This window comes from Enhydrobacter aerosaccus (assembly GCF_900167455.1).
Taxonomy (GTDB): domain Bacteria; phylum Pseudomonadota; class Alphaproteobacteria; order Reyranellales; family Reyranellaceae; genus Reyranella; species Reyranella aerosaccus.
Window position 1 is genome coordinate 97076 of record NZ_FUWJ01000004.1, and the last position, 17817, is coordinate 114892.

Here is a 17817-nt window from a genome sequence, read left to right on the forward strand (position 1 = left end):
ACGGACGAAGACAGGCGGAAACAAGGTCGGCGCAAGCTGCTGGAATTGCGGAAAGTCCATTCCCGCAATTCCGGCAGCTCTCTCTCGCTACCGCCTCACGCACGCCAGCGCGGCGAGCGACAGCAGCGCGGCTGAGACGGCATAAATCCAGAAGGTCGGCAGGATCGGCAGCAGCAGGCCGGCGGCGATCGGGCCGGTGCCGGCACCGATGTCGCGCCAGACGGCGCGGGCGGCCAGCGCCTGGACGCGCGCGGGTCCGGGCGTGCGGCGGGCCACGATCGGCGGCACCAGCGGCAATTGCAGCGCGCGCAGCACGACGATGGCGGCGGCGCAGCTCAGCAGCCACCCGGCGCCGAAGCCGACCAGCACCAGCGCCGTCAGCAGCGACAGGCTGACCAGCAGCCGCTCCGCGCCCAGCCGCTCGGCCATATGGCCGCCGATCGGCGCCAGCACGATCTCGCAGAAATAGCGCAGCGCCATCAGCAGCGCGGCCGCCAGCACGGCGTCGCCCGGCAGCAGGTCCTTGCCGAGATAGGCCAGTCCGATCACGAACATGCCGTCGAGGGTGAAGCCTTCGAGGAACGACCAGACATCAAGGCTGGTCGGCAGGGTGAGGCGGCGGCGCGTGGTCGGGACGGGATGCGGGGCGGATGGCAGGCGGCGCGCGGTCCAGAAGCCGGCCAGCGCGACGGCGATCAGCACGAAGAAGATCGCCCGCGGTCCCCATGCCTCGGCCAGCAGCGCGCCCAGCGGCAGGGCCAGGGTCGGCCCCAGGGCGATGATGGCGCGCGAGCGGCCGTTGCGCTTCGAGGCGCCGTGCAGATCGGTGGTGGCCATGGTCTGGGTCGACAGGTTCTGGGCCGCGAAGGCCAGCCCCCACAGCAGACGCATCGGCAGCAGGAGCCACAGGCCCGACAGTGTCGCATAGCCCAGCGCCGCAATGGTCGAGGCGGCGACGGCCAGCAGGTTGGTCGGCCGGTCGCCGCGGGCGGCATAGAAGCGCGCCACCCAGCCATAGCCGACGATGCGCACCAGCCGGTTGGCCGCCAGCAGCAGCCCCGCCTCGGCCACCGTCACGCCGAACTGGGGCGCGAACATCGGCAGCAGGAGATAGAGCAGCGTGTCGCCCGGCAGGGTCAGCGCCAGCGTCGCGGCCGAATAGCGGGCGTTGTGATCGGCGGGAGAAGGGGACGCGGCGGGAGGCGCGCCCGGGGAAGCGGCCGGGGAAGTGGAAGGGGACGCGGAAGGAGACGCCGACACGGACATGGGTTCACAATGGGTTTGTTACGGAGGTGTGACAAACGATGTGTCCTCCGGCCATGTGTGATAAAAACTCACACATGCCGGCCGGTCCGCTTCCGCCCCTCAATGCGCTGCGCATGTTCCTGGTGGCCGCGCGCCATCTCAGCTTCTCGCGCGCCGCGCTTGAGCTCAACGTCACGCATGGCGCCGTCAGTCGGCAGATCCGTGGGCTGGAGGCGTTCCTGGGCGTGGCGCTGTTCGAGCGACAGGTGCGCCGCGTAAGCCTCACCGTCGAGGGCCAGCAGCTCCTGGCCGAGGCCGGGCCGGCGCTGGAGCAGATCGGCCAGGCGGCGCGAGCGCTGATGGTGCGGGCGCCGGCGCGGGCGGTGCGCATCAATGCGCGGCCGTCCTTCACCGTGCGCTGGCTGATCCCGCGCCTGCCGGATTTCGTCGCGCATCATCCGGGCATCGAGCCGCAGGTCCTGACCACGCTGCTGCCGCCCGAGAAGGCGGCCGAGCCCTTCGACATAGCGATCCGCCGCAGCGTCGAGGGCTGGCCGCCCGCGCTGCAGGCGCAGCCCTTCCTCGACGACGAGCTGGTCGTGGTCGCCGCGCCGTCGCTCCTGAAGCACAAGCCGATCGTCGAGCCGCGGTCGCTGGCGCAGCACACGCTGCTGGTGGTCAAGACGCGCAAGCAGGACTGGGACGACTGGAAGACGCATGTCGGCCTGCCGCGCCTGCGCCCGGCGCGGCGGCTGCAGCTCGATCACTCGCACATCGTGCTGCAGGCCGCGGTCGACGGGCTTGGCTTCGCCATCACGGCGACGTCGCTGCTGGGGACCGACGTGGCCCAGGGCCGCTTGGTCTGTCCGTTGCCCGACCTGCGCATGCCCTTGCCGCCCATGTATTTCGGCCGCGCCCCCGGCGCCGGCCGCGAAGCCCAACTCTTCGCCGACTGGCTGCTCCGCCAGCCGGCGGCGTGATCTTGGTCCCTACCAACCTCATCCTGAGGAGGCGCGTAGCGCTCATGGGAGCGCGCCACTCCAGTGGCGCCTTCAAGCATGAGCGCAACTGGAGTTGCGCGCTCCTATGAGGGTGTCTCTTACTGTTGCCCGCGCAGCACCAGGTGTTCGCGCAGGGCGCTGGCGCAGATGGCGGCGCCGCGGCGGGCGCCGTGCAGCAGCATGGGCGAGGACAGGAAGCCGTGCAGCATGCCGCCGAACTCGACCAGGTCGGCGACCGTGCCTTCCTTCTGCAGGCGGAAGGCATAGGCGCGGCCCTCGTCGCGTAGCGGGTCGTAGCCGGCGGTGATCACCAGCGCCGGCGGCAGGCCGGCCAGCGAGTCCGCGCGCAGCGGCGACAGGCGCCAGTCGCTGCGGGCCGCCGCGTCGGGCGCATAGTGATCGAAGAACCATTCCATGGTCGGTGCGTCGAGGCCATAGCCCTCGCGGAACAGCTCGTAGGACTCGGCCCGCTCCAGCGCATCGGTCACGGGATAGGCGAGGAGCTGCAGACGCAGCTTCGGTCCTTTGTTGTCGCGTGCCCAGATCGAGACGGCGGCAGCGAGGTTGCCGCCGGCGCTGTCGCCGCCGATGGCGAGACGCTGCGGATCGACGCCGAGCGCCGGTCCGTGCGCGGCGACCCATTTCAGCGCCGTCACGACATCCTCGAAGGCGCCGGGGAAGCGCTGCTCGGGGGCGAGGCGATAATCGACCGCGATCACCGTGATGCCGGCGTCGCGCGCCAGCTGCGCGCACAGCACGTCGTGGCTGTCGAGATTGCCGAACACCCAGCCGCCGCCATGCGCATAGATCAGCGCCGGCAGACGCGCATCCGGGGCGGCGCGCTCGGGACGATAAACGCGAATCGGAATCGGTCCGCCCGGACCCGGGATCGTGCGATTGGCGACATTGATGCCATCCGGTCGCGGTCCCTGGGCCGCCGGCCGCAGCGACAGATACTGCTCGCGTGCCGCCTCCGGGCTCAATGTGCGCCAGGCCGGACGAGCGGCCGCTGCCATCGCCTCGAGCAACCGTTGGGATTCGGGATCAAGCGCCATCGCCATCGACTCCATTCGTGTCCATTCCGTGAAGGGAGCGCAGTCTAGCACCGTGATGTTGGGGAAAGGCTGCGCGCTCTTCGTTGCGCTGTTTTTTTCCGCAATTCCGGCAGGTGTTCGCGCTAATGTCAGGTCATGACATTCGAACCGGATCCAGGCACGGGACCGTCACCGAAGCCGTCGCGGTGGCGGCGTGCCTGGGACGATCTGCGCGGCTTTCGCATCAAAGGACGGGCATCGCACGCGGCGGCGCCGTCACCAGGCCGTCGATCCGCCTGGCGATGGGCGCTGTCGATCCTCGCGGTGTTCCTGCTGCTGTTCTATCCCCTGGGCGGGTTGATCATCCAGAATATCGACGACGATCCGCAGTTCGGTCCCCAGAACGTCGCCTCGGGCGAGAGCCGGACAGTCGCGGTCGCGGCCGATCTCGTGACGCGCGAGGTCGATGTCCATCAATGGACGCCGATGCAGCCGTTCTTCATGCCGGCGGCGATCCTCGACAACATGCCGAACTTCCAGCGCGGCATCATGGCGGCGCTGGGCCGGTTCTCGACCGAGATGATGGACCAGGTCGGCCGCACCCGCGGCTCGAGCCAGGTCGATCGCGATCTCGACCAGGCGCGCGGCTTCCTCAACGAACAGCCCACGGTGTGGCTGTGGCAGCCCAGCGTCTCGCTGATGCCGACCACCACCTCGGCGCAGAAATATCGCGCCGGGCGCGACCGGCTGATCGCCTACAACAAGCGGCTGGCGGTCGGGCAGGCGGTGTTCGAGCGCCGCGCCGACAATCTGCAAGCGCTGATCGATCGCATCGCCAACGATATCGGCTCCGATTCGGCGGTGATCGACCGGCACATCATCGAGCAGGCGGGCAACCTGTTCGACATGCAGTGCGACGACATCTTCTACTTCAACAAGGGCCGGCTCTACGCCAACTTCCTGCTGCTGCGCGAGCTCGGCAACGACTTCCAGAACGTGATCCGCGACCGCGATCTCACCAATGCCTGGAACCAGATGGTCGAGACCTTCCGGGTGGCGGCCGAGCTCAAGCCGTGGATCGTGTGGAACGGCTGGCCCGATGCGCTGCTGATCCCCAACCATCTCGCCGCGCAGGGCTTCTACCTGTTGCGGGCGCGCACCCAGCTGCGCGAAATCAGCTCCATCCTGCAGAAGTAAAGGTCGGGCGTGGAGATCTACCTGCCCATCGCCGAGCAGTCGATGAACGTCTTCGTTCTGCTGGCGCTGGGCGGTGCGGCAGGCCTGCTGGCCGGGATGTTCGGCGTCGGCGGCGGCTTCCTGGCCACGCCGCTGCTGATCTTCGCCGGCATTCCGCCCGCGGTCGCGGTGGCCAGCCAGGCCAACCAGGTGATCGCCAATTCCGTCTCCTCGCTGCAGGTGCAGTGGCGGCGCGGCAATGTCGATCTGCGCATGGGGCTGATCCTGCTGCTGGGCGGCATGGTTGGCTCCTCGGCCGGCGTGTCGCTCTTCACCTGGCTGAAGCGCGTGGGGCAGATCGATTTCGTGATCGCCGTGCTCTATGTCGTGATGTTGTCGGCGATCGGCCTGCTGATGCTGGCCGAGAGCTCGCGCACCTATTTCAAGCGCCGGCGCAATCCCGAGGCACCGCGCGGCAAGCTGCATACGCACTACATGGTGCATCGCCTGCCGCTCAAGATGCGCTTCTACAAGTCTAAGCTCTACATCAGCGCGCTGCTGCCGCTGGGGCTGGGCTTCGTGATCGGCATCCTGTCGGCGATCCTGGGCGTGGGCGGCGGCTTCGTGCTGGTGCCGGCGATGATCTACCTGCTCGGCATGCCGACCGGCGTTGTGATCGGCACCTCCAACTTCCAGATCCTGTTCGTGGCGGCCAACGTCACCTTCCTGCAGGCGATGACCAACCGCACCGTCGATGTCGTGCTGGCGCTGCTGCTGATCCTGGGCGGCGTGGTCGGGGCGCCGATCGGCGCCCGCCTGGCCGCCAAGCTGCCGGGCGTGGTGCTGCGCGGATTGATGGGGCTGCTGGTGCTGGCGGTGGCCGGCCAGCTCCTGACCGACCTGGTGCGGACGCCGGCCTCGCCCTATTCGCTCGGCACCCGGGAGGTGCTGCCGTGAAGGTGCTGCTGCTGGCCTTCCTGTGGTGCTGCGCCGCGGCTGTCGAGGCTGGGGCCCAGGCGCCCCCGCCGCCATCCTCGATGCCGCCGCCAGCCGTGCCACCGCCAGCCGTGTCGCCGCCCCCCGTCTCCCCGCGCGGCGGATTGCTGCCGGCACCACCTCTGGCCGGCCAGGCCCCGCCGGCCGAGCCCTCGGCCAGCAGCGACCCCTTGGGCCCGCCCAACCTGATCATGGATCTGTCGGCGCCGAGGGTGTCCATCACCTCGGCTTTCCAGGGCGAGAGCCTGCTGGTGTTCGGCATGTTCGATCCGCCGGGCGAGATCGTCGTGGTGGTCGAGGGGCCGCCGATGCGCGAGACGGTGATGCGCAAGCAGCGCGTGCTCGGCCTGTGGCTGACGACCGGGCGGCAGCTGTTCGACGACGTGCCGTCCTATTACTTCATTGCCGCCAGCCAGCCCCTGCAGCGGCTGCTGGCCGGCCGCGCCGGCGGCGAGATCCTGTCGCTCGAGGATCGGATGTCGATCATTCGTCCGGTCCGCCTCGGTCCGCCGGCCCGGCTGGCCGAGTTCCGCGGCGGCCTGGTCGAGGTCAAACGGCGTGAAGGTCTCTATCCCGCCGATATCGGCCAGGTCCCGATCCAGGGCGGCCGCCTGTTCCGGGCCGACCTGCCGTTTCCCTCGCGCCTGCCGGAGGGGATGTATTCGGTGCGAGCCTATCTGATCCGGGACGGCCGAATTGCCGCGACCGTGTCCCACCCGCTGCCGGTGGCCAAGGTGGGGTTCAGCGCCGATCTGGCGGCATGGTCGCACCAGGAGGGAGCCTTCTACGGCATGGGCGCCATCGCCATGGCACTGCTGGTCGGATGGGTGGGCGGCACGATCATGCGGCGGCTCTAGACGGACGGGGGGAGAGGATGACGCAGCCAAGCGGACGGCCGGGGGAGCGCGTGTTCCTCGTCGTGGTCGACGAGAGTCCGGAGATGCGCAAGGCACTCCACTATGCCTGCCGTCGCGCCAAGCGCACGGGCGGCCGCGTGGCGCTGCTCTACGTGATGCCGCCGCCGGAAGCGCAGCAATGGGGCACCGTGGCCGAGCTGATGCACCAGGAGGCGCGCCAGGAGGCCGAGGAGATCGTGGCCCGACACGCCGAGGTCGCGGCCACGCTCACCGGGCAGCCGCCGGCGATCCATATCCGCGAAGGCAAGAGCCGCGACGAGATCCTGAAGCTGCTGGCCGAGGATCGTTCGATCTCGGTGCTGGTGCTCGGCAGCTCTTCGACCGGCGAAGGACCCGGACCGCTGGTCACGGCCTTCACCGGCAAGTCCGGTGCGCAGCTTCGGATTCCGCTGACCATCGTTCCGGGCGGTCTGTCTGAAGCCGAAATCGACGCAATCTCATGATGGGTGCAAGAACATATGCGGCGTTTTGGCAATCGGCCTGCTATTGCATATTGCTCCTTCGGGAGACTTTCCATCACTCGAATGTCGATCAAGCGTTTGTAATTATTTATAAAGAATAAATATTTCCATAACAAATATACAGAACGACCCAAGAATCGTCTTGATCAGGCCATTCTGGGTTCCTACCTCGATGGCACGAAACGGGATGGCGACGTCCCATCCCAACCCTAAGCGACGCGAGCGGCCTGCCGCCTCAAGCGTTCGAGAAGGAGGTAGGTTTGTTTATCCAGACCGAGCAGACGCCGAACCCTTCGACCCTGAAGTTCATCCCTGGCCGGGTGGTCATGGAAAAGGGGACGGTGGATTTTGCCAATGTCGACACCGCCCAGTCCTCGCCGCTGGCGAAGCGGCTGTTCGCCGTTGATGGCGTGGAGCGGGTCTTCTTCGGAACCGATTTCGTTACGGTGACCAAGGCCGCCGACAAGGACTGGCAGATGCTGAAGCCCTCGATCCTGGGCGGCATCATGGAGCATTACACCTCCGGCGAGCCCGTGGTCGCCGGTGAGGCCGGACCCGGCGCCGAAGGCGCGGCCGGCGAGGACGACGAAGTCGTCGCCCAGATCAAGGACATTCTCGAGACGCGCGTCCGTCCGGCCGTGGCCCAGGACGGTGGCGATATCGTCTTCCAGGATTTCCGAGATGGTGTGGTCTACCTGCACATGCAGGGGTCCTGTTCGGGCTGCCCCAGCTCGACGGCCACGCTCAAGATGGGCATCGAGAACCTTCTGAAGCACTACGTGCCGGAAGTGGTTGAAGTTCAGGCGGCCCAGTAGGACCGCCCAAGCCCAAGTATCAGCGTAGTTCAGGACGTGGTCCCCAATGCCGGGGGCCGCGGACGGTAGCTCGTTCCCTGGAACAACTACTGAAGAGTGAGGCATGCAGTTGTCTATCCGCCATTATGCATTTCCGGCCGTCTGGCTTGCGGTGTTCGCCACGGGCGTAAGCCTCCGCCATCCGGTGCCCCAGGCCGATGCCATGGCAGCCCTTTCAGCACGTATCGGCGAGCCGGCGGATCCGGCCCAACCGCCACCCTTCCTCTCCAATTCTCCCTTTCCGACGTCCCTTACCTTCGCCGCGCCCGTTCCTTCCGAGCTCGACCAGATGATGCAGGTCACGAGCCGGGATTTCCTGGGCGGCCACGGCCGCTTCGCGGCGCCGGGCAACGCCGTGCGCCGGCAGGTCCAGTTGCGGGCCATCAATCCGCGTACCGCGGACGAACTGGCCGGTGCGTTCCGCGATGTGTCCTTCACCTTGACCGACATCCGCCAGGGCGAGGCGGTGCCGCCGCTCAAGGTGCAGCGCGTGCCGGACGATCTCGGCAGCAAGGACGGCACCAGCCGCAAGGTGCTGTTCATCACCGCGCTCCTGCCGGTGATTCTCGAAATCAATCAGCGCGTGCTCGGCGAGCGCGATCAGCTGCTCTACCTCAAGGGCAAGCTCGACTCCGGCGCCGGAATCACGCCGGTGGAGCGCGTGTGGCTGGAGCAGCTTGCCGATCGCTATGACACGCCCGCCGACAACCTCGAAGAGCTGGTGCGCCGTGTCGACATCGTGCCGCCGTCGATGGCGATCGCGCAGGCCGGCGTCGAGTCGGGCTGGGGGACGTCCTTCGCGGCCCGCACCGGCAATGCGCTGTTCGGTCAGATCCAGGCCGTGGGCCAGCATGCGGTGTCGGTGTCGTGGAAGCCGGGTGCCGGCATGCCGCAACCCTTCGCCAATATCGGCGAGGCGGCCGAGGCCTATGTGCTCAACCTCGACTCTCATCCGGCCTATGCGGCGTTCCGCACCGAACGCGCCGCCATGCGCCGGCGTGGCGAGCCGCTCGAGGGCTTTCGCCTGATCGGCCAGCTCGCGCGCTATTCCGAGCTCGGGCAGTCCTACGTCCAGTTCGTGCGCCAAGTGATGCGCGAGAACGACATGGGCGACTTCGACAAGGCCAAGCTTTCCAGTTTCTGAGCGACGCTTAGCGCGGCTGCATCATGGAGCGCGGCAGATCGGCATCCGCGATCAGCGCGTAGCGGCGCGCGTCGAACAGCTGATAGTGCCACCACTCGTTGCGATAGAAGTCCCAGCCGGCAGAGGTCATGAGGCCCATCAGCAGCAGCCGGTTGCGCTGTGCCTCGACCGGAATGTCCGTCCGTGCATGATGCGACAGCGGGGTGAAGGCATCGAACCCGGTGCCCATGTCGAGTTCCCGGCCGTCGGCATCGAGCAGCGTCAGATCGACGGCGACGCCACGCGAATGGGGCGAGCCGCGGCGTGGATCGGCCAGGAATTCGGGGTCCGGCCGGACGTTCCACAAGGCCCACTGCGCCTCGCTCGGCCGCAGCGCATCGAAGATGCGCAGCCGATAGCCGAGCGGCTTGGCCAGAGCGATGGCGACGGCGAGCTTCTCGGCCGCATCGCGATGGAGCCAGCATTCGGCATTTCGATACACCGGTCGCCCGGTTAGATTGGCGTCGGTCGCATAGGCCAGCGTCACGTCGACATCGAAGTCCGGCGGGACGATTTCAACCAGATCGAGTTTCATGACCGCACATTGCCCAGTCGCGCGAGCGAGCGCCAGCGATCCGGAGTTCGCGCGATGAGCGTGGTCCTTGCCTTCGACTGCGCCATCACCGGCCTGGGCGCCGCGCTCTTGCGGGATGATGCGGTGCTGGCGGTTCATCGCGAAGAGGGACGCGATCAAGCGGCGCGGCTGCTCCCCGTCATTGCCGAACTGCTCGAAACGGCAAAGGTCGATCGCCGGGCGGTATCGCTGATCGCCGTGACGGTCGGGCCCGGCAGCTTCACCGGCGTGCGCGTCGGCCTCGCGACGGCGCGCGGGCTTGCGCTTGCGCTCGACGTTCCCTTGGCCGGTATTCGCACCACCGATGTGTTGCTGGCCCAGGCCAATGCCGGCGATCGCCTCGTCGTGGCGGCGGTCGACACGCATCTAGGCGACTGGTTCTGCGCACTTCGCGAAGCCGATCAGGTGCCATTCCTTGCCTCGACCGAACAGCTTGCAAGTCGGCTGCAGGGGCGACCGTGTCTTGTCATCGGGCTCGAGGCGGTGCGCCTTGCGACGGAGCTCGGTGAGGCTGGCATCGATGCCACGCCACAGGCAACGCTGCTCGATCCTGTCGTGCTTGCGCACCTTGCGACGGTGACGGACGTGCAGGACTGGGATCGGCGCAACAAGGCCGAGGGGCTGCCGCATCCTCTCTATCTCCGCGGCGTCAACATCACCTTGCCCAGCGGCGAGCGGCGGACGGTCGATTGACCGCACCTCCCACCTGTCGTCCGCTGGGCCCGCTCGATCTCGAACTGGCGGCTGCCTTGCACGCAGAGGCATTTGCCGAGTTGAACGAACGCGGCTGGACGTGGCAGGAGCTCGCCGATCTGGCGGTGGGTCCCGGTGTCTTCGGCCTGATCGCGATGACGGATACGCGCAAGCCGGTCGGGTTTGCGCTTTGCCGCGTCGCCGCCGACGAGGCGGAATTGCTGACCTTGGCTGTCTCGCAGAGTTGCCGGCGCCAGGGCGCAGGCCGCGCCTTGTTGAAAGCGGTTATCGATCTCGTTCGCGCGCGCGGCGCGAACCATCTCTTCCTGGAGGTCGGGGCCGACAACCCGAAGGCGCAAGCGCTTTATCAACAGGCCGGCTTTGCCGCCGTCGGCCGTCGGCCGGGCTACTATCCACGCACCAAGGGCCCGCCCGCGGACGCCATCGTGATGCGGTTAGCCTTGGGATGATCCCGGGCGGAAGGGTCAGGCGCGGCGGATAGTCACGATATGGTCATCGCCGTCGTCTACGATCCCCAAGATGATGTGGCCCTCGTCACGGGCGGCGCGCGGCACGTTGCGCAGCGGCTCTTCGCCGCGCAGGCGCACCGTAAGCACCTGGCCGGAACGCATGCGCTCCAGCCGGAGTTTCGTGCGTACGAACGTCATCGGGCAAACCTCGTGGGTGATGTCGATGGCGTCGTCGGGTAGGGCAGAGGGGGAAGGGAAAGACATGTCCCCAACTATACCGCGCGGGCGGGCCGGTGTAGGGTATGTGGGCATGTCTGACCAAAAATCAAAGCTCGAGGCGATCTGCGCTGAGCGTGGCCTCAAAATGACCGACCAACGTCGCGTGATTGCGCGCGTGCTGTCGGAGTCCTCCGATCATCCCGACGTCGAGTCCCTGCACAAACGGGCGACGGCGGTTGATCCCAATATTTCGATCGCGACGGTCTACCGAACGGTCCGCCTGTTCGAGGAAGCCGGCATTCTCGCCAAGCATGATTTTGGCGATGGCCGGGCTCGCTACGAGGAAGCGCCGAACGAGCACCACGACCATCTGATCGATATCCAGAGTGGCAAGGTCGTGGAGTTCCACAGCGACGAGATCGAGGAACTTCAACGGCGCATCGCGGAAAAGCAGGGCTATCGCCTTGTCGGACATCGTCTGGAACTGTACGGCGTTCCCCTGGACGGGAAATCCGACCGCCAAAAATGAGTGGACGCAATCCTCGCTGCCCCGATAATGACCGCATGATCGGGGCGGCCCCCTTGCGGATGACGCATGCGAATTGACCGCGCTGACAGCGAAGCCGAACTCCTTGGCCCTCCCGTTTCGAACGCGGAGATCGTCAAGGTCGTTGCGGGCGACTTCGAGGTTCGACTCGCCCAGACAGAGGCCGAGATCGATGCGGCCCAGGCGTTGCGCTTTCGCATCTTCTACGAGGAGATGCAGGCCAATCCCACGCCCGACATGGCGCGGCTGAGGCGCGACTTCGACGCTTATGACGATGTCTGCGATCATCTGCTCGTGCTCGATCGGCGTCGCGGCGAGGGACCCGAAGGAATCGTCGGCACCTATCGCCTGATCCGACGCGCGGCGGCGGCAAAGCTCGGCCGGTTTTATTCGGCGGCGGAGTTCGATGTCGGACCGATGGTTAACTATCCGGGTGAAGTGCTGGAACTCGGTCGTTCCTGCATCGCCAAGGATGCGCGCAACACGGCCACCATGCAGATGCTGTGGCGTGGCATCGCGCTCTATTCTTTCCATTACAATATTCAGGTGATGTTCGGCTGCGCCAGCCTGCCGGGGACCGAGCCGGCGCACGATGCGCTCGCGCTCAGCTACCTCTATCATCACCATCTCGCGCCCCCGGAGATCCGTGTGCGGGCGCTCGAGAGCCGCTACATCAAGATGGATATGCTCGAGCCGAGCAGCTACGAGCCGCGCAAGGCGCTGGCCCGTGTGCCGCCGCTCATCAAGGGGTATCTGCGGCTCGGCGGGTTCGTGGGCGACGGCGCGGTGATTGATTCGGATTTCAATACCACCGACGTCTTCATCATCGTGAAGACCGAGCTGGTGACGGAGAAATACATCCGCCATTACGAACGCGGGATGCGCGAGCACGGCTGACGCATCCGACGCGGCGATGTGGATCGGTTCCCCTTTGCGTGGAGCGGCCCGGCTGGTGAGCTACCTGCTGCTCACCCTGACGCTGCTGCCTTTCCACTTGCTGGCGATGTCCCTCGGGCTGCGCGCCATCAGCAGCCGATTGCCTGTTCTCTATCACCGCATGGTGTGCGCGATCCTCGGCATTCGGGTGCGCGTCTATGGCGAGCGTTCCACTGTCACTCCGACCCTGTTCGTCTGCAACCACGTGTCCTATCTCGACATCGAGGTGCTGGGGGGATTGGTGCCGGGCAGCTTCGTCGCCAAGGCAGAAGTGGCGACCTGGCCGTTCTTCAAGACGCTGGCGAAGGCGCAGCGCACCATCTTCGTCGAACGGACCTCGAGCAAGACGAGTTCGAGCCGCGACGAGATGATGAAGCGGCTCGATACCGGCGACAATCTCATGCTGTTTCCGGAAGGAACCAGCAGCGACGGGACGCGTGTCCTGCCGTTCCGCACGGCTCTGTTCGGTGTCGCGCAACTGAGGCGGGACGACAAGCCGATCGTGGTCCAGCCCGTCGCCATCGCCTACACGCGTCTCGACGGTATTCCGCTCGGCCGCTACTGGCGGCCGCTCTTCGCCTGGTTCGGCGACCTCGAACTGGTGCCTCATCTGTGGCAGATGGTCTGCCTGGGCGAAACCGAGGCGGTCGTGACCTTCTTTCCCCCGGTCGACATCGAGAAGCTGGGCGACCGCAAGAAACTGGCCGAATTCTGCTTCCGCCAGGTCTCCTCGGGGGTCCAGGCGGCCAATACCGGCCGCTACGAACTGCTGCCGCCACCCACCACGGCACCGTGACGGGCCGACTCGACCCCCTTCAGCCCGGGTGATAGAAGCCCGGCATCATGACATTGGCCGCCAAGGAGTCTCGCAAGCGCGTTTTCATCCGCACCTACGGGTGCCAGATGAATGTCTATGACTCGGACCGCATGGCCGACGTCTTGCGTCCGCTCGGCTATGCCTTGTCGGACAGCCCGGAGCAGGCCGACCTGGTCGTGCTCAATACCTGCCATATTCGCGAGAAGGCCTCGGAGAAGGTTTATTCCGAGCTCGGTCGCCTGCGCGACGTCAAGGTCGAGCGCCGGCGCGACGGCGCCGACCTCATGATCGCGGTCGCCGGCTGTGTCGCCCAGGCCGAAGGAGAGGAGATCGCGAGACGCCAACCGGCCGTCGATATCGTCGTCGGTCCGCAGGCCTATCACCGTTTGCCGGAACTGCTGGCCGAGGCCGAACGCAAGGCAGCGCTGCGCCGCGCCGGCAAGCGGTTGCCAGGGGCCGGCGTGCTCGACACCGAATTTCCGCCCGAGAGCAAGTTCGACCACCTTCCGGCGCCGGCTGGTGTTCGTGCCGGTTCAGCCTTTCTGTCGATCCAGGAAGGCTGCGACAAGTTCTGCACCTTTTGCGTCGTGCCCTACACACGCGGCGCCGAGTATTCGCGTCCAGCGCAATCGGTCCTGCAGGAAGCCCGGGCGCTGGTCGCGGCCGGGGCGATCGAACTCACGCTCCTGGGCCAGAACGTCAATGCCTATCACGGCGAGGCGCTGGACGGATCGACCTGGTCGCTCGCCCGCCTGGTGCGGGCGATCGGCGAGATCGATGGTTTGAGGCGCATCCGCTACACCACCTCGCACCCGCGCGACATGGATGACGATCTGATCATCGCCCATGGCGAGGTGCCGCAACTGATGCCGTATCTGCACCTGCCGGTGCAATCGGGATCCGACCGCATCCTCGAGGCGATGAATCGGGGCCACGGCCGCGATCTGTTCCGGCGGCTGGTGGACCGGCTGCGCGACCGACGGCCCGATCTTGCTTTGTCGTCGGATTTCATCGTCGGCTTTCCCGGCGAAAGCGACGCCGATTTCGACGCGACCATGCAGCTGATCGACGAAGTGGGCTTCGCCGCCGCCTTCTCGTTCAAATACAGCCGGCGTCCCGGAACGCCCGGCGCGGCGCTGGCCGACCAGATTCCGGAAAGCGTCAAGGCGGCGCGGTTGGCTGCCCTGCAGGCGCTGCTTGCGCGCCAGCAGCGCGAGTTCAACCTTGAGAAGGTCGGCATGACCGTGCCCGTGTTATTTGCCGAACCGGGCCGCAAGCCTGGCCAGATCCTGGGCAAGAGCCCGTGGTTGCAATCGGTGTATGTCGAGGGACCAGCCTCGCTGATCGGCAGCATCGCCGCAGTGCGGCTGATCGAGGCGCATGCCGTCAGTCTGGCCGGCGAAATCGTGCCGTCGCTCGAGGCTGCGGCGTGAGCGACACGGGAACCGGCGGCAGCGGTCGGACGGCGGATGTCCGGCGCATGACGTTCGACGACAATGCGCTGCTTGCCATGCTGTACGGCAACCACGACCGCAATCTCGTCCGCATCGAGCAGTTGGCGAATGTGCAGATCAGCGCGCGCGGCAACCAGCTCGCGATCTCCGGGACCGCCGATGATGCCGGCGTGGCTCATAAGGCCATCCAGGGGCTTTACGAGCGCCTGAAGCGCGGGCTGTCGATCGAGGCGGCCGATATCGATGCTGCCGTGCGCTTCGCGCGAACGGGCGCGGAAGGAGCAGAGGGCGAAGGGATCCGGACCCGACGCCGCACCGTGCAGGCACGGTCGCCCGGGCAGCGCGGCTATCTCGCGGCGCTTCAGGAACGCGACATGGTGTTCGCTCTGGGACCCGCCGGCAGCGGCAAGACCTATCTCGCCGTGGCGATGGGCGTGTCGTTGCTGCTGGCCGGCAAGGTCGAGCGGATCGTGCTGTCGCGGCCTGCCGTCGAGGCGGGCGAACGGTTGGGATTCCTGCCCGGCGACATGAAGGAGAAAATCGATCCGTACTTGCGACCGCTCTACGACGCGCTGCACGACATGCTGCCGGCCGAGCAGATCGCCAATCGAATGGAGTCGGGCGAGATCGAGATCGCTCCACTGGCCTTCATGCGCGGTCGCACGCTTGCCCACTGCTATGTGATCCTTGACGAAGCGCAGAATACGACGCCGATGCAGATGCGCATGTTCCTGACCCGCCTGGGCGAGGGATCCCGCATGGTCGTTACCGGCGATCCCAGCCAGACCGATCTGCCTGGCGGTCAGAAATCTGGTCTGACCGACGCGGTCGAGACGTTGCGCGACGTCGAGGGCGTTCGCTTCGTACGGCTCAGTTCCCAGGATGTGGTGCGACACGATCTGGTGACGCGCATTGTCGAAGCCTATGACGCGCGCGACAAACAGCGCAAAGCTTAGCTGCACCGTCGTCGTGCTCGACGGTCAGTGGCGTCGGTCTCTGCCCTCAGTCGAGCGCCTGGTGCGTCGCGCGGCGCGGGCTGCCCTCGTCGGCGCACGGCGCAGGGCGAGCTATTCGCTCAATGTCGCCTTGGCCGACGACAAGCGCGTGCGCATCCTCAATGCGCGGGATCGCAAGAAGGACAAACCGACCAACGTCCTGTCCTATCCTTCCGGCGAGAAGGCGTTCCTGGGGGATATCGTCCTCGCGCGCCAGACCGTGTGGCGCGAGGCGCGGGAGCAGAAGAAGGCGCCAGCCGATCATCTCGCGCATCTCGTGGTGCACGGCACGCTCCATCTGCTCGGCTACGATCACGAGACGAGTGACGAGGATGCCGAGAGAATGGAGCGGCTGGAACGACGGATCCTGGCGAAGCTGGGCATTGCCGATCCGTACCTGGAGCGCTGAGCGCAGAAACGTCTACAGCATCTCCAGCGCCTGCTTGCCGCGCGGCGGCGGAAAGGCGCGATCGAGTTCGGCCAGGATCTCGGGCGACAGCGTGATGTCGAGGGCGCCGAGATTCTCTTCCACGCGCTGGCGAGTCGCTGATTTGGGAATCGTGACGACACCCGGCTGAGCCAGCAACCAGGCCAGGGCGAGCTGGGCCGTCGTGCAGCCGAGTTCGCCGGCGAGCTTGCGCAGGGCGCTCTTGCCCAGCAGGCGCCCTTGATCGAGAGGCGAATAGGCCATGAGGGGAATCGAGCGTCGTCGCATCCACGGCAGCAGGTCGAAGTCGGGGCCGCGTCGCGACAGGCAATAAAGCACCTGGTTGGCCGCCATCGATCTGTCGTCCAGCGCGGCGGCTTCTTCCAGGTCGTCGAGATCGAAGTTGCTCACGCCGAAGTCGGCGATCTTTCCCGCCTCGCGCAGGCGATGGAAAGCCTCGAAGGTTTCCGCCAGCGGTATGCTGCCGCGCCAATGGAGCAGATAGAGATCGATACGCTCCAACCGCATCCGTCTGAGGCTGCGCTCGCATGCGGCGATCGTTCCCTGACGGGAGGCATTGTGGGGATAGACCTTGCTGACGATGAAGGGGCGATCGGCGCGGCCCGAAATCGCCTCGCCGACGATCTCTTCCGCCACGCCTTCACCATACATCTCCGCCGTGTCGATCAGGGGATAGCCCAGATCGAGCGCATGACGGATCGCATCGAGTTCCTGCGCACGCATCCGTGCGCTTTCGCCCATGCGCCAGGTGCCGATGCCGAAAACAGGCATCTGGGCACCGGAAGGAAGATTGAGGGAACGCATCGGGAACTTCCACGATTGCAACGCAGAGGGTTTAGCCTATCTTAGAAGCCATGCCGGACTCCACAGCGCGCGCTTCGCAGCCAGGCTCGACCAGCCAGGCCTCGCCGGGAGAGTCGCCTTCTCCGCCTCCATCGGCCGCCGACTCGCCCGCCCACAGTAGCTGGGCCCGAAGTCTTTGGCGCCGCCTGCGCCGGCGTGATCGGAACGAGGCGGTGCGCGAGGCCATCGAGGAACTGATCGAGGGGACGCCTGAAAGCGATACGCCGATCAGCGACGACCAGCGCGAACTGCTGGTCAACATCCTGAAACTTCGCGGCAAGACGGTGGCCGACGTGATGGTGCCGCGCGTTGATATCGTCGGCATTGCCGCCGATACGCCGCTGGACGAGGTCGTGCGCCTGATCCAGGCCGAGGCTCATTCGCGCTATCCGGTCTATCGGGAATCGCTCGATGACGTCATCGGCATGGTCCACATCAAGGATGTTCTCACCTACTGGGGAACGAGCAAGAAATTTAACCTGCGCGACATATTGCGGCGGGTTGTGTTCGTCGCACCGACGCTCCCGGTGCTCGATATGCTGCTCGATATGCGGCGTTCGCGCACGCATATGGCGTTAGTGGTGGACGAATTCGGCGGAACTGATGGCCTGCTGACGATCGAAGACCTGGTCGAGGAGATCGTGGGCGAGATCGAGGACGAGCACGACGTCGCCCAGGCCCCCACCCTGGCACGCCGCGCCGACGGCACGATCGATGTCAACGGACGGACGACGATAGAGCTGCTCGAGCAGGAGATCGGCAACGTTCTGTCCGAGGACGAGCGACGCGAAATCGACACGGTGGGCGGTCTAATCTTCTCGCTGCTCGGGCGCATTCCCGAACGGGGAGAAGTGGTGCGCCATCCATCGGGTGTCGAGTTTGAGATTCTTGATGTCGATCCGCGCCGAATTCGTCGTCTGCGTGTGCGGCCGCCTGCCGCGCCGCAAGCCTAGA

At 66.4% G+C, this 17817-nt stretch carries 21 protein-coding genes; 16 read left to right on the plus strand and 5 right to left on the minus strand.

Features of this window, described 5'->3' with window-relative positions; translation table 11 throughout:
- Positions 1-87 precede the first annotated feature (87 nt).
- Positions 88-1260 carry an MFS transporter gene (locus tag B5D62_RS17715; protein ID WP_218191113.1) on the minus strand — a complete coding sequence of 391 codons (1173 nt, stop codon included), beginning with the start codon at positions 1258-1260 and terminating at the stop codon, positions 88-90.
- Between the two features lie 80 nt (positions 1261-1340).
- Between B5D62_RS17715 and B5D62_RS17720 the strand changes: the two genes are divergently transcribed.
- A complete protein-coding gene (locus B5D62_RS17720; RefSeq protein ID WP_085935258.1) occupies positions 1341-2225 on the plus strand; it encodes a LysR substrate-binding domain-containing protein in 885 nt (294 codons plus the stop codon).
- A 119-nt stretch (positions 2226-2344) separates the two neighbouring features.
- On the opposite strand, the gene B5D62_RS17725 is transcribed toward B5D62_RS17720, so the two are convergent.
- Entirely contained in the window at positions 2345-3301 is a 957-nt protein-coding gene (locus B5D62_RS17725) for an alpha/beta hydrolase (protein ID WP_085935439.1), read from the minus strand.
- A gap of 135 nt (positions 3302-3436) precedes the next feature.
- Between B5D62_RS17725 and B5D62_RS17730 the strand changes: the two genes are divergently transcribed.
- From B5D62_RS17730 to B5D62_RS17755, 6 genes are all read left to right on the plus strand, one after another.
- A complete protein-coding gene (locus B5D62_RS17730; RefSeq protein WP_085935259.1) occupies positions 3437-4477 on the plus strand; it encodes a DUF2333 family protein in 1041 nt (346 codons plus the stop codon).
- Positions 4478-4486: 9 nt separating this feature from the next.
- On the plus strand, positions 4487-5413 hold the full coding sequence (locus tag B5D62_RS17735; protein ID WP_085935260.1) for a sulfite exporter TauE/SafE family protein: 927 nt from the start codon (positions 4487-4489) through the stop codon (positions 5411-5413).
- Positions 5410-6309, plus strand: coding sequence for a TIGR02186 family protein (locus tag B5D62_RS17740; protein WP_085935261.1), 900 nt, complete (start codon positions 5410-5412; stop codon positions 6307-6309). The genes B5D62_RS17735 and B5D62_RS17740 overlap by 4 nt, the downstream gene beginning before the upstream one ends.
- A 17-nt stretch (positions 6310-6326) precedes the next feature.
- Positions 6327-6812: a universal stress protein gene (locus B5D62_RS17745; protein ID WP_085935262.1), complete on the plus strand. Its 486-nt coding sequence runs from the start codon at positions 6327-6329 to the stop codon at positions 6810-6812.
- 278 nt (positions 6813-7090) lie between these two features.
- Entirely contained in the window at positions 7091-7645 is a 555-nt protein-coding gene (locus B5D62_RS17750; protein ID WP_085935263.1) for a NifU family protein, read from the plus strand.
- A gap of 103 nt (positions 7646-7748) precedes the next feature.
- On the plus strand, positions 7749-8828 hold the full coding sequence (locus tag B5D62_RS17755) for a glucosaminidase domain-containing protein (RefSeq protein ID WP_085935264.1): 1080 nt from the start codon (positions 7749-7751) through the stop codon (positions 8826-8828).
- Between the two features lie 7 nt (positions 8829-8835).
- Here B5D62_RS17755 and ddpX read toward each other — a convergent pair whose 3' ends face one another.
- Positions 8836-9402 (minus strand): D-alanyl-D-alanine dipeptidase, encoded by a 567-nt coding sequence (gene ddpX, locus B5D62_RS17760; protein WP_085935265.1) that lies wholly within the window; start codon positions 9400-9402, stop codon positions 8836-8838.
- Positions 9403-9456: 54 nt separating this feature from the next.
- On the opposite strand from ddpX, the gene tsaB reads away from it, so the two are divergent.
- Both tsaB and rimI read left to right on the plus strand, forming a co-directional pair.
- Complete coding sequence (gene tsaB, locus B5D62_RS17765) at positions 9457-10134, plus strand: tRNA (adenosine(37)-N6)-threonylcarbamoyltransferase complex dimerization subunit type 1 TsaB (RefSeq protein ID WP_085935266.1); 678 nt, start codon at positions 9457-9459, stop codon at positions 10132-10134.
- Positions 10131-10604, plus strand: a complete 474-nt coding sequence (gene rimI, locus B5D62_RS17770) for a ribosomal protein S18-alanine N-acetyltransferase (RefSeq protein WP_085935267.1) — start codon at positions 10131-10133, stop codon at positions 10602-10604. Before tsaB ends, rimI begins: the two co-directional genes overlap by 4 nt.
- A 15-nt stretch (positions 10605-10619) precedes the next feature.
- On the opposite strand, the gene B5D62_RS17775 is transcribed toward rimI, so the two are convergent.
- The gene (locus B5D62_RS17775) at positions 10620-10802 is read right to left on the minus strand and encodes a sulfurtransferase TusA family protein (RefSeq protein ID WP_231714849.1); all 183 of its coding nucleotides are present in this window, start codon (positions 10800-10802) and stop codon (positions 10620-10622) included.
- A 112-nt stretch (positions 10803-10914) separates the two neighbouring features.
- On the opposite strand from B5D62_RS17775, the gene B5D62_RS17780 reads away from it, so the two are divergent.
- From B5D62_RS17780 to ybeY, 6 genes are all read left to right on the plus strand, one after another.
- Positions 10915-11352, plus strand: a complete 438-nt coding sequence (locus B5D62_RS17780; protein ID WP_085935269.1) for a Fur family transcriptional regulator — start codon at positions 10915-10917, stop codon at positions 11350-11352.
- A gap of 66 nt (positions 11353-11418) precedes the next feature.
- Positions 11419-12267 carry a GNAT family N-acetyltransferase gene (locus tag B5D62_RS17785; protein WP_085935270.1) on the plus strand — a complete coding sequence of 283 codons (849 nt, stop codon included), beginning with the start codon at positions 11419-11421 and terminating at the stop codon, positions 12265-12267.
- A gap of 55 nt (positions 12268-12322) precedes the next feature.
- Positions 12323-13102 (plus strand): lysophospholipid acyltransferase family protein, encoded by a 780-nt coding sequence (locus B5D62_RS17790; protein ID WP_231714850.1) that lies wholly within the window; start codon positions 12323-12325, stop codon positions 13100-13102.
- A 47-nt stretch (positions 13103-13149) separates the two neighbouring features.
- Positions 13150-14556: a tRNA (N6-isopentenyl adenosine(37)-C2)-methylthiotransferase MiaB gene (gene miaB / locus B5D62_RS17795; RefSeq protein ID WP_085935272.1), complete on the plus strand. Its 1407-nt coding sequence runs from the start codon at positions 13150-13152 to the stop codon at positions 14554-14556.
- 47 nt (positions 14557-14603) lie between these two features.
- Positions 14604-15533, plus strand: a complete 930-nt coding sequence (locus B5D62_RS17800; RefSeq protein ID WP_170921015.1) for a PhoH family protein — start codon at positions 14604-14606, stop codon at positions 15531-15533.
- On the plus strand, positions 15502-15981 hold the full coding sequence (ybeY, locus tag B5D62_RS17805; RefSeq protein ID WP_085935273.1) for an rRNA maturation RNase YbeY: 480 nt from the start codon (positions 15502-15504) through the stop codon (positions 15979-15981). The genes B5D62_RS17800 and ybeY overlap by 32 nt, the downstream gene beginning before the upstream one ends.
- 12 nt (positions 15982-15993) lie before the next feature.
- Here the strand turns inward: ybeY and B5D62_RS17810 are convergent, their stop codons facing one another.
- Positions 15994-16824, minus strand: coding sequence for an aldo/keto reductase (locus B5D62_RS17810; RefSeq protein ID WP_085935274.1), 831 nt, complete (start codon positions 16822-16824; stop codon positions 15994-15996).
- Positions 16825-17036: 212 nt separating this feature from the next.
- Between B5D62_RS17810 and B5D62_RS17815 the strand changes: the two genes are divergently transcribed.
- Positions 17037-17816 carry a hemolysin family protein gene (locus B5D62_RS17815; RefSeq protein ID WP_231714851.1) on the plus strand — a complete coding sequence of 260 codons (780 nt, stop codon included), beginning with the start codon at positions 17037-17039 and terminating at the stop codon, positions 17814-17816.
- The last annotated feature ends 1 nt before the right edge of the window (position 17817 follow it).

Excerpts from the sequence above, each read along its gene's own strand:
- B5D62_RS17720 (WP_085935258.1), top strand. The coding sequence starts at position 1,341 with ATGCCGGCCGGTCCGCTTCCGCCCCTCAATGCGCTGCGCATGTTCCTG.
- B5D62_RS17725 (WP_085935439.1), bottom strand. The coding sequence starts at position 3,301 with ATGGCGCTTGATCCCGAATCCCAACGGTTGCTCGAGGCGATGGCAGCG.
- B5D62_RS17730 (WP_085935259.1), top strand. The coding sequence starts at position 3,437 with ATGACATTCGAACCGGATCCAGGCACGGGACCGTCACCGAAGCCGTCG.
- B5D62_RS17745 (WP_085935262.1), top strand. The coding sequence starts at position 6,327 with ATGACGCAGCCAAGCGGACGGCCGGGGGAGCGCGTGTTCCTCGTCGTG.
- B5D62_RS17755 (WP_085935264.1), top strand. The coding sequence starts at position 7,749 with ATGCAGTTGTCTATCCGCCATTATGCATTTCCGGCCGTCTGGCTTGCG.
- ddpX (WP_085935265.1), bottom strand. The coding sequence starts at position 9,402 with ATGAAACTCGATCTGGTTGAAATCGTCCCGCCGGACTTCGATGTCGAC.
- tsaB (WP_085935266.1), top strand. The coding sequence starts at position 9,457 with ATGAGCGTGGTCCTTGCCTTCGACTGCGCCATCACCGGCCTGGGCGCC.
- B5D62_RS17775 (WP_231714849.1), bottom strand. The coding sequence starts at position 10,802 with ATGACGTTCGTACGCACGAAACTCCGGCTGGAGCGCATGCGTTCCGGC.
- B5D62_RS17780 (WP_085935269.1), top strand. The coding sequence starts at position 10,915 with ATGTCTGACCAAAAATCAAAGCTCGAGGCGATCTGCGCTGAGCGTGGC.
- B5D62_RS17785 (WP_085935270.1), top strand. The coding sequence starts at position 11,419 with ATGCGAATTGACCGCGCTGACAGCGAAGCCGAACTCCTTGGCCCTCCC.
- miaB (WP_085935272.1), top strand. The coding sequence starts at position 13,150 with ATGACATTGGCCGCCAAGGAGTCTCGCAAGCGCGTTTTCATCCGCACC.
- B5D62_RS17800 (WP_170921015.1), top strand. The coding sequence starts at position 14,604 with ATGACGTTCGACGACAATGCGCTGCTTGCCATGCTGTACGGCAACCAC.
- ybeY (WP_085935273.1), top strand. The coding sequence starts at position 15,502 with ATGACGCGCGCGACAAACAGCGCAAAGCTTAGCTGCACCGTCGTCGTG.
- B5D62_RS17810 (WP_085935274.1), bottom strand. The coding sequence starts at position 16,824 with ATGCGTTCCCTCAATCTTCCTTCCGGTGCCCAGATGCCTGTTTTCGGC.